Source organism: Streptococcus infantis (genome assembly GCF_047463615.1).
In the GTDB taxonomy this organism is placed as follows: Bacteria; Bacillota; Bacilli; order Lactobacillales; family Streptococcaceae; genus Streptococcus; species Streptococcus infantis_X.
Genome location: NZ_JASHDO010000017.1, coordinates 1 through 9,951 on the forward strand (window position 1 = coordinate 1; position 9,951 = coordinate 9,951).

General features: G+C 34.0%; 8 protein-coding genes and 2 pseudogenes. 8 read left to right on the top strand and 2 right to left on the bottom strand.

All coding sequences use genetic code 11. The features are described from left to right. The 4 genes and pseudogenes from QM874_RS09705 to QM874_RS09720 all read left to right on the top strand — a co-directional run. Positions 1 to 195, top strand: a pseudogene (locus QM874_RS09705) (hypothetical protein); the annotation flags it as partial. Positions 196 to 1,042: 847 nt separating this feature from the next. Beyond that, the gene (locus QM874_RS09710) at positions 1,043 to 2,029 is read left to right on the top strand and encodes an ATP-binding cassette domain-containing protein (RefSeq protein WP_003010129.1); all 987 of its coding nucleotides are present in this window, start codon (positions 1,043 to 1,045) and stop codon (positions 2,027 to 2,029) included. Then, positions 2,026 to 2,820 carry an ABC transporter permease gene (locus QM874_RS09715; protein WP_414317114.1) on the top strand — a complete coding sequence of 265 codons (795 nt, stop codon included), beginning with the start codon at positions 2,026 to 2,028 and terminating at the stop codon, positions 2,818 to 2,820. Before QM874_RS09710 ends, QM874_RS09715 begins: the two co-directional genes overlap by 4 nt. 1 nt (position 2,821) lies before the next feature. Next, a complete protein-coding gene (locus QM874_RS09720; protein WP_003013947.1) occupies positions 2,822 to 3,607 on the top strand; it encodes an ABC transporter permease in 786 nt (261 codons plus the stop codon). Between the two features lie 430 nt (positions 3,608 to 4,037). On the opposite strand, the gene QM874_RS09725 is transcribed toward QM874_RS09720, so the two are convergent. Beyond that, positions 4,038 to 4,505 carry an 8-oxo-dGTP diphosphatase gene (locus QM874_RS09725; RefSeq protein WP_000136624.1) on the bottom strand — a complete coding sequence of 156 codons (468 nt, stop codon included), beginning with the start codon at positions 4,503 to 4,505 and terminating at the stop codon, positions 4,038 to 4,040. 330 nt (positions 4,506 to 4,835) lie between these two features. Between QM874_RS09725 and QM874_RS09730 the strand changes: the two genes are divergently transcribed. Genes QM874_RS09730 through ftsY form a run of 3 tightly spaced genes read left to right on the top strand, consistent with a single transcriptional unit; the run spans position 4,836 to position 7,900 of the window. After that, on the top strand, positions 4,836 to 5,627 hold the full coding sequence (locus QM874_RS09730; RefSeq protein WP_414317115.1) for a Cof-type HAD-IIB family hydrolase: 792 nt from the start codon (positions 4,836 to 4,838) through the stop codon (positions 5,625 to 5,627). Next, positions 5,627 to 6,445: a Cof-type HAD-IIB family hydrolase gene (locus QM874_RS09735; protein ID WP_414317116.1), complete on the top strand. Its 819-nt coding sequence runs from the start codon at positions 5,627 to 5,629 to the stop codon at positions 6,443 to 6,445. The genes QM874_RS09730 and QM874_RS09735 overlap by 1 nt, the downstream gene beginning before the upstream one ends. A gap of 3 nt (positions 6,446 to 6,448) precedes the next feature. Further along, a complete protein-coding gene (gene ftsY, locus QM874_RS09740) occupies positions 6,449 to 7,900 on the top strand; it encodes a signal recognition particle-docking protein FtsY (protein WP_414317117.1) in 1,452 nt (483 codons plus the stop codon). A 39-nt stretch (positions 7,901 to 7,939) separates the two neighbouring features. Here ftsY and zwf read toward each other — a convergent pair whose 3' ends face one another. Further along, a complete protein-coding gene (zwf, locus tag QM874_RS09745; RefSeq protein ID WP_414317118.1) occupies positions 7,940 to 9,427 on the bottom strand; it encodes a glucose-6-phosphate dehydrogenase in 1,488 nt (495 codons plus the stop codon). A gap of 453 nt (positions 9,428 to 9,880) precedes the next feature. Here zwf and QM874_RS09750 point away from each other — a divergent pair. Beyond that, positions 9,881 to 9,951, top strand: a pseudogene (locus tag QM874_RS09750) (transposase); the annotation flags it as partial.

The following is a 9,951-nucleotide window of genomic DNA, read 5'->3' on the forward strand; positions in this document are numbered from 1 at the left end:
GACTTGATCAGTATGAAGGGTGATGTGATTACAGAACATCAATTCTACGAAGAAGTTAAAAATAATCCAACTGCTCAACAAGTCTTGCTTAACATGACCATTCAAAAAGTTTTTGAAAGTATTGCAATATTATCTATGAACAAGAAAATCACTATGATTTCTATAAGTATTTTAAAAATAAGTATGATATGCTAGATTATACTTCCTGTCTAATAAGAGTTAGCTATTCTAGCTAAACAATTTAAGATGTTATAATCCAAATGAAATCGAGTGAAAAGTCTGTTCAAACAAGAACAACTATATTTAAAAATAGTGAGGCAGAAAAAGAAAAAAGTTCTAGTCAAATTTCATTTCTTAAAAAAAAATGAAGGTTAGTCAAAAAATAAGTTAGTCACTATTTTGACCAAAATTTGACCAACCACTCTTAAAAGTGTTGATATAACAGCGATTGTTAGGTTTTTTAATATCTAAAATAACTTAGTATTTTTGGAATTTTTGACCAAAGTGTGACCAAAATTTGACTAAATATTTGTTTTGATTTTGATGATTATGAGGTTAAGTAGATCATAGGAGTAAGTCTTTATAGGTATAAGTTATTTATGCTCGCTATGTTAGTTAAATAATTAATTTTTGACTGATTTATCTCTGTTTAATGTAAATTAGTTATGAGGAATATTGTCTTATTTATATACGAATATATAAAATAATGATACAATAATATTATATAGAAAATTGTAGATATTAGACTGACTATAAAAAATGGAGGTAATTTATGAATAGCAAGGAATGGATTATGGAATTTGAATCTTTAAATGTATGATTACTATAACCGTTATAAAATCAATAAGAAACGTTGTGGTCGGAATTTTTGATATCTTCTAAGAGTAGTCAGAGGATTATTGATTTAATAACAGAAGTACACGAAGACATATATTTAACATCTATTATTTTACCCATCCCGAAGATTTTAGCTCAATCTTTAGCATTTTGGTAAAGTATGGAAAAAGTACAAGTAAATATATTTTATCGAAAGGAGAGATATATGAGTGAAATAGTTATTAATGCTCAGAATTTATCTAAAAATTTTTATAATTTTGATTCAAGACTCCCATTTATCAAGAGATTTTTGAAACGTAATCAAATAACGATTCGAGCTGTTCAAGATATTAGTTTTACGATTAAGAGAGGGAGTATAGTTGGCTTTATTGGGAGTAATGGAGCTGGTAAATCCACAACGATTAAAATGTTGACTGGGACTCTTTATCCTAGTTCCGGAAAATTAGAAGTGAATGGAGAAATTCCATTTAAAAGAAGTATAAATTTTAGAAAAAAAATTTCAATAGTAGTAGGAAATAAATTACAGTTATTTCAAGATGTTTCGGCTATGGATTATTTTCAATTGATTGGTACTTTATATGAGGTAGAACCGGCGATTTTACAAGAACGAATTCAGGAATTAAGCAATTTGTTGAATGTAAAAGATCAGCTTTACCAGCAGGTCCGGACCCTCTCTCTTGGACAAAAAATGAAAATGGAGTTTATAGCGGCATCTTTAACAAGTCCGGAAATATTATTTTTAGACGAGCCTACTATAGGGTTAGATATACAGTCTAAAAAAGATATCAGAACATTTTTAAAGAAAATGAATGAAGAATGTCATACTACTATTATTTTAACGAGTCATGATATGGATGATATTTCGTCTGTTTGTGACGAATTAATCGTCATTGACAAAGGAAAAATTATTTTGCAGGAGTCAATGGATGTTATTTTATCTAAATTTTCTGATTTTAAATATTTAAAGATAAAAATGACATTAGATTTGGTACCAGAGTTATGCTCTGTTAAAGGAGTAGTAGTCATTTCTCAAACAAAATCGGAATGTATACTAAAAATACCTAGAGATTTTGTCTTTGAGACATTAGAATCAATCAATAAGCTTGTAGATATAGAAGATTTTGAAATATCAAATCTTTCTTTAGAAGAAATTATTTTACAAAACTATTTTACAAAAAAGGAGCACAATTGAAAAAAGAAATGTCTATTATTCTGATATCATTTCGATCTATTTTGAACTATAAATCAAGTGTACTATTGTTAATGTTACAGGCAAGTATACAAATTATGATATCAGTATTTTTATGGACGTATATATATCAGAGTAACCAGATAAATATAGCAGGATATGATTTTACCTCAATGGTTCAATACTATTTGGGGACTATAATTTTTTCATATTTTGTTTTTTATCCAGTTGATTGGGAAATCAATGACGATGTTCATTCAGGAAATTTTTTTAGCATATTAATAAAACCTGTTACTTTTTATAAGTATTATTTTTGTAAAATGCTTGGAGATAGGCTTGCTCATTTATTATTTATCATCATTCCTGTCATTTTATTCTCCAGTGTTTATTACAAGAATGAGTTATTAACCATTGAAATTCTTATTTTAGGAAGTATTGCAATTATTCTATCTATGGTTCTATGGTTTTTAATATCATGTTGTGTAGGTATGCTTTCTTTTTGGTTAGAAAATATATTTTTTGTCCTTACTGTTAAAGAAATAGTAATTCAGTTTTTATCAGGAATATTATTGCCTTTAAGTTTTTTTTCAAATAATTTTCGTCTGTTTTTAGATGTATTACCTTTTAAATACTTAGTATATGAACCGCTTCAGATGTTTAGTAATGAAACATATAAATTAATAGACTATTTGAGAATTATTTGTATTCAATTGATTTGGTGCATCATTTTTTATATTATATCAAGATTCATATTGAGAAAAGGAGTGGAGCACTTCTCAAATGTGGGAGGATAAAATGTTTAGAATAAAAGTAATTTTTAGGCTACTTCATTTTGGTTTTAAATCTGATATGAATTTTCATTTTGACTTCTTTTGTGGTCTATTTTCGTCGATACTGTGGATTGGTTTACCTATTGTATTTTTTAGATTGATTTTCTTAAACATAGACTCTTTTAATGGTTGGGACTATTATCAAATTTTATTTTTGGTAGGTTCCTACACTATTGTAGATGGAGTTATGATGGGATTGTTAATTAGAAGTATGGGAATTTTAGAATCAGATATTTTGAGTGGTAACTTGGATCAAATTTTATTGAGGCCGTTTGATACTCAGTTGTTCTATATTTTTAGATCATTTAATTTAGTTCAATTCGTGAATACTTTTTTTGGTCTTGCGATCATTTTTATAAGTTATGGAAATTTAAATGTACATTTAAATTCATTAAAAATATTATTTTATATCCTTTCTTTAATGTGTGGTTGTATTATATATTATTCAATTTGGTTTCTAATAACGATTAGTTCATTTTGGTTCCCAACTAAATTTTCAAAAGTAGATGTATTTTTGAATTATATTGGAATTTCTAAGTATCCATATAATATTTTTACAGGTATTAACAGATTGATCACTATGTTATTTGTTCCCAATTTATTAATTGCCAATCCTGCAGTATTAATATTTTTAGGGAAAGATACATTGAACCTATTTTTCTATCAAATAGTTTTTACAGTTTTTTTGATTATTATCAGTCGTACAATTTTTAGAAAAGGATTGAAAAAATATGAAAGTGCAGGAAGATAAACAATGTTGTTCAGTTATATGTTTGACTAAAGGAAGTGATTCGCTGTACTTTCGGATATGAGCTTGAAGGTGGAATTGCCGGAGTGAGTTTGAAAAAAAGTAAGCGAAATTTTTGACCAAAAATTGACCAAGTAAGTTAGAAAAGCCTTTAAATCAAGGGTTTGAGTCCTGTTTTTCGATTCCTGCAGGGAATATGGAAATTGATACAATAGAATGTAGAGAAAGCCTTGGAATAAGCTGTTTCCAAGGCTTTTTAGCTATCTATAGGTAGAAGGAAAAAATTGCTAGAGTAGATGATTTTTATTTGGATACTCTTGTTTTGTATAACGTTACACTATATGTTATTTAAGACAGATTGTGTTGAGTATTGAATTATACAAAAATTACTAATGGATTAAGACTTTTGCATTTGATTATACTGTAGAGAATATTAGTCAAATAAAATTGTTTTGTTTTCACTAATGCATTTCTTATTATCATCCCAATAGTTAATACTTTCAAAGCTTCCTTTTCTTAAATAAAGCGGTAGCCTTTTTCTTATTTCATCTTGCATTGGTATTTTATCAATATCTTTTAGATTCCACCATTTTGGCTCACCTTCAGCAGATGTGCTTAGTTCACCAGTAAACTGAGTACATAAAAAGTCATAGAAGACAAATCTCTCATTACCAATTGAATTAGTAAAGCCTGAAATTCCCTTTAATTCAAGATTTAATGCAGTAAGTCCAGTTTCTTCCTTAAGTTCCCGTAATGCAGCTTCAAAAAAACTTTCAGGGAATTCAACTTTTCCCCCCGGTGGAATCCAGCCAGGAAAATTATCGTGCTGTCTATTAAGTAATAAAATTTCTTGATTTTTCAAAACACAAATATTAACCCAGTTTTTGATTTTTTCAGTCATATGATTAACCTCCAACAAGTATTTTTTCATATGCAAGATTATATGTCAAGAACTATATGCTATTTATGATTGTGACAAATGTATCTCAGCCAAAGATTGATAATTTTTACGCAATAGCTGATGAACACTCAGAATAGACTTCAATCAAGAACTTTGGAAGAAAAGTGTTGAGAGGTTGGATATAAAAGAAAGTAAGCAAATCAGCCTGGCCTTAAAATGGCATATGGATTGATTTATAGAAGACAATGACGTGTCAATTCAGCACGTCTTTTTTTACTTTTTCTATGGTATAATAGAAGGTAGATTTATTAATTGGAGTATGAAGAATTTATGATTAAATTAGTAGCAACGGATATGGACGGTACTTTTTTGGATGGTGCCGGTCAATTTGATATGGAGCGTCTGAAAAAGTTGCTCCATTCTTATAAAGAAAAAGGAATCTATTTTGCTGTTGCCTCAGGTCGTGGGCTTTTGTCACTTGAAAAGCATTTTGCGGATGTTAAAGATGAGATTATTTTCATTGCTGAAAATGGGAGTCTCGTTCGTTTCCATGGAGAGGACCTCTATGAAGCAACCATGCCTCGTGATTTTTACCTATCAACATTTGAAAAGCTAAAAACTTCACCATATTTTGATGAGAAAAAGATGCTTTTGACTGGTAAAGAGGCTTGCTATGTCTTAGATACAGTAGATGAAACCTATCTTATGTTTAGTCATCATTACAATGAAAATATCAAAAAAGTAGCCAGTCTTGAAGAGATTACCGATGAGATTTTCAAATTCACAACTAACTTCACTGAAGAAACGGTTGACGCTGGAGAATCTTGGGTCAATGAACATGTTCCTGGGATCAAGGCTATGACGACAGGCTTTGAATCCATTGATATCGTTTTAGACCATGTTGATAAGGGAGTCGCTATTGTCGAATTGGCTAAGAAATTAAATCTGGATATGGATCAAGTAATGGCTTTTGGTGATAACCTCAACGACTTGCACATGATGCAAGTGGTTGGGCATCCAGTAGCACCTGAAAATGCTCGTCCAGAGATTTTAGAACTAGCTGAAACAGTTATCGGACATCACAAAGACCAATCAGTTATTGCTTATATGGAGGGATTGTAATGGCAGATATTAAATTAATTGCCCTAGACTTAGATGGGACTTTGCTGACGACAGACAAGAAATTGACTGATCGTACTAAGACAACTTTAAAGGCTGCGCGTGATCAGGGAGTCAAAGTGGTACTGACAACTGGACGTCCCCTCAAGGCTATGGATTTCTTCCTCAAAGAGCTTGGAACAGACGGCCATGATGACGAGTATACTATCACCTTTAATGGAGGATTGGTTCAGAAAAATACGGGTGAGATTCTTGATAAGACAGTCTTTTCAATTGATGATGTGACACGTATTTATGAAGAAACTGAAAAACTAGGCATTCCTTTAGATGCTATTTCAGAAGGCACCGTTTACCAAATCCAATCAGATCAAGAGAATCTGTATGCTAAATTTAATCCTGCTCTGACTTTCGTTCCAATTGACTTTGAAGATTTGTCTAGTCAAATGACTTATAATAAATGTGTGACAGCCTTTGCCCAAGAACCACTGGATGCAGCAATTGCTAACATTTCATCAGACTTGTTTAACAACTACGAAATTTTTAAATCTCGCGACATGCTTTTGGAATGGTCGCCAAAGAACGTTCATAAGGCTACGGGATTAGCTAAATTGATTGACCACCTAGGAATTGACCAAAGTCAGGTGATGGCATGTGGAGATGAGGCCAATGACCTTTCTATGATAGAATGGGCAGGTCTTGGTGTAGCCATGCAAAATGCTGTTCCTGAAGTTAAAGCAGTTGCAAATGTAGTCACCCCTATGACCAATGACGAGGAAGCTGTTGCCTGGGCCATTGAAAAATATGTACTAAAGGAGAACTAAAGTATGGGATTATTTGACCGTTTATTTGGTAGAAAAGAAGAACCAAAAATCGAAGAAGTCGTTAAAGAAGCTTTGGAAAACTTGGATCTGACAGAACCTGGCGACGAAGTTACAGAATCTGTAAGCAAGGAAGCTGAAGAGGAAAATACTGAAGAAATCGACCAAAGTTCAGAATTTGAGGAAACTTATTCTAAAGAAGCTAGTGAGTCGGAAGAACCAGTAGCAGAAACTACTACAGAAACAGTTGAACCAATAGCAACTCCTCAGGAAGAAATTCAACTTGAAGAAGAAACTGAATGTCATTGTTGTCAGGAAGAGTCAGAGTCAACAGAAATTGAAGAAACTAAAGAAAGCGCTCAAGAGGTAGCAGAGTTTGTTGCAGAAAAATCTGAGTCACCAGTCGAAGAAGTACCTTCAAGTGATAGTGGCGAGGAAGAATCTGATCAAGTTCAACCAGACGAAACGGAAGCAGACACTTCTGAAGAAGTGGAAGAAGATGTAGTAATCGAAGAAATTTCTCAAGTTCAAGAGACTGTACAGGAAAAATATGACCGTAGTCTCAAGAAAACTCGTACGGGATTTGGTGCTCGTTTGAATGCCTTCTTTGCTAACTTCCGCTCTGTTGATGAAGAATTCTTCGAAGAACTAGAAGAACTGCTTATCATGAGTGACGTTGGTGTTCAGGTAGCTTCAAATCTTACTGAAGAATTGCGTTACGAAGTCAAGCTTGAAAATGCCAAGAAACCTGATGCCCTTCGTCGTGTCATCATCGAAAAATTGGTAGAGTTGTATGAGAAGGATGGCAACTACAACGAAAGTATTAATTTCCAAGATGGTTTGACAGTTATGCTCTTTGTAGGTGTGAATGGTGTCGGAAAAACAACATCTATTGGTAAGCTTGCTCACCGTTACAAACTAGCTGGCAAGAAAGTCATGCTGGTTGCTGCAGATACCTTCCGTGCTGGTGCAGTTGCTCAATTAGCTGAATGGGGACGTCGTGTGGATGTTCCAGTGGTTACAGGACCAGAAAAAGCTGATCCAGCCAGTGTTGTCTTTGATGGGATGGAACGAGCAGTAGCAGAAGGTGTTGATATTCTCATGATTGATACAGCTGGCCGTTTACAAAACAAGGAAAACTTGATGGCAGAGTTGGAAAAAATTGGTCGCATCATTAAACGTGTCGTTCCAGAAGCTCCGCATGAAACCTTCCTAGCTCTGGATGCCTCAACAGGACAAAACGCTCTTGTACAAGCCAAAGAGTTTTCAAAAATTACGCCTGTTACAGGAATTGTCTTAACCAAGATTGATGGAACTGCCCGAGGTGGTGTTGTTCTGGCTATCCGTGAAGAACTCAATATTCCTGTTAAGTTGATTGGATTTGGCGAAAAAATCGATGATATCGGTGAGTTTAACTCTGAAAACTTTATGAAGGGCCTTCTAGAAGGTTTGATATAAAAGAAAATCCTGCAAGAATTCTTGCAGGATTGTTTTTGATTATTCTAAACGACCATCTTTACGATAGGAGATATCTGGTTGCCAAGTCCACTCAGCTCCGTATTTTTTAAGTAAATCAAAGCTAGCTTGAGGTCCCATACTACCAGCCTTGTAGTCATGGAGTGGAGCACCGTTTTCAGCCCAAAGCTTTTCAATACGGTCAATCAATTTCCATGAGGCACTCACTTCATCCCAATGGCTAAAGTTAGTTGAATTATTGTTCAAAACATCATAGATGAGTTTTTCATATGGATCTGGCGAAGCACCAGTTGCAGTTGCATCTGTTCTGTAATCAAGCGAATTAGGTGCAAGCTTAAACTCTTCACCAACCTCTTTACCGTTTAGGCTAAGTGAGAATCCTTCTGTTGGTTGGATGTAGATTGTCAAAATATTTGGTGCTAGAGGTTGGTCAAAGATTGAATCCATTTGTTTGAAGACAATGTTGACATGCGTTCCTTTTTCAGTCATACGTTTACCTGTACGGAAGAAGAATGGAACCCCACGAAAACGGTCACTTTCAACAAAGAAGGCGCCAGAAGCAAAGGTTTCTGTCATTGATTCTGGATTGACATTTGGTTCACTACGGTAAGAGATGTATTTCATGCCATCAACTTTACCAGAACGATATTGACCACGGATGAATTGTTCTTTGAGTTCCTCATCTGTAGGGTGGTAAAGGTTCTTGAAGACCTTAATTTTCTCTGCGCGAATGTCATCTTTGGTAAAGCTTGCTGGTTTATCCATAGCTAAGAGCGACAGGAGTTGGAGTGTATGGTTTTGAACCATATCACGAAGGGCACCAGACTCATCATAGTAGCCACCACGCTCTTCAACACCTAGACGTTCTGCAAAGGTAATTTGAACATTATCGATGTGTTCACGATTCCAAACATTTTCAAAAATCATATTAGCAAAACGAATGGCAAATATGCTTTGAATCATTTCCTTACCAAGATAGTGGTCGATACGATAGATTTGCTCTTCGTTAAAAGTAGCTAGGAGTTCTTCGTTTAATTTGCTAGCAGTCTCATAGTCGGTTCCAAAAGGTTTCTCAACGATCAAACGTTCAAAGCCTTTACCATCAACGATTTGCTCTGATTTGAGGTGTTTAGCGATGGTACCAAAGAACTGAGGTGCCATTGAGAGGAAGAAGAGTTTGTTGTGCTCAGTCTGATATTTTTCGTTTAATTCAGCCTGAAGCTTGCGTAATTCGATGTAGTGCTCAGTGTCATTAACATCGTGGCTTTGATAGTAAAAATGACTCGCAAATGCTTGAGCTTCTTCCACACTGTCTGCCAAGTCTAAAATAGATTCGACAACGACAGATTCAAAATACTCCTTACTCCAAGGTCTACGAGCCGTTCCAATAACAGCAAAATGATCAGAAAGATTACCTGATTTATAAAGTCTAAAAAGTGAAGGGTAGAGCTTACGTTTGGCCAAATCCCCACTTGCACCGAAAATTGTAACAATAACTTTTGATGACATCTAGCTACCTAATTTCTATTTTGTTTCCTAGTTAGACTAGGCATGAGGAGTCCCCATTTTTCATATCCTTTATTTTATCATAATTTTCTAAAAAATCCAAAAATCCAATACGTCTATATTAAGAGGCTGGGAAAAATCTCAATTTCATACTCTTCGAAAATCTCTTCAAACCACGTCAGCGTCGCCTTACCGTATGTATGGTTACTGACTTCGTCAGTTTAATCTACAACCTCAAAACCATGTTTTGAGCTGACTTCGTCAGTTCTATTTACAACCTCAAAACAGTGCTTTGAGCAACCTGCGGCTAGCTTCCTAGTTTGCTCTTTGATTTTCATCGAGTATTAGGAGAAACCGAAGTAAATTTTCCCACAATAAAACGCATAATATCAAGTTTTTTTTGAACTGCACCCCAAAAGTTAGACATAAAAATCTAACTTTTGGGGTGTTTTTATTATGAAATTAACTTATGATGATAAAGTTCAGATCTATGAACTTAGAAAACAAGGCTATAGCTTAGAGAAGCT

Coding starts and splice junctions, on each gene's coding strand:
- QM874_RS09710 (WP_003010129.1), top strand. CDS start 1,043: ATGAGTGAAATAGTTATTAATGCTCAGAATTTATCTAAAAATTTTTAT.
- QM874_RS09730 (WP_414317115.1), top strand. CDS start 4,836: ATGATTAAATTAGTAGCAACGGATATGGACGGTACTTTTTTGGATGGT.
- QM874_RS09725 (WP_000136624.1), bottom strand. CDS start 4,505: ATGACTGAAAAAATCAAAAACTGGGTTAATATTTGTGTTTTGAAAAAT.
- QM874_RS09735 (WP_414317116.1), top strand. CDS start 5,627: ATGGCAGATATTAAATTAATTGCCCTAGACTTAGATGGGACTTTGCTG.
- zwf (WP_414317118.1), bottom strand. CDS start 9,427: ATGTCATCAAAAGTTATTGTTACAATTTTCGGTGCAAGTGGGGATTTG.
- ftsY (WP_414317117.1), top strand. CDS start 6,449: ATGGGATTATTTGACCGTTTATTTGGTAGAAAAGAAGAACCAAAAATC.
- QM874_RS09720 (WP_003013947.1), top strand. CDS start 2,822: ATGTTTAGAATAAAAGTAATTTTTAGGCTACTTCATTTTGGTTTTAAA.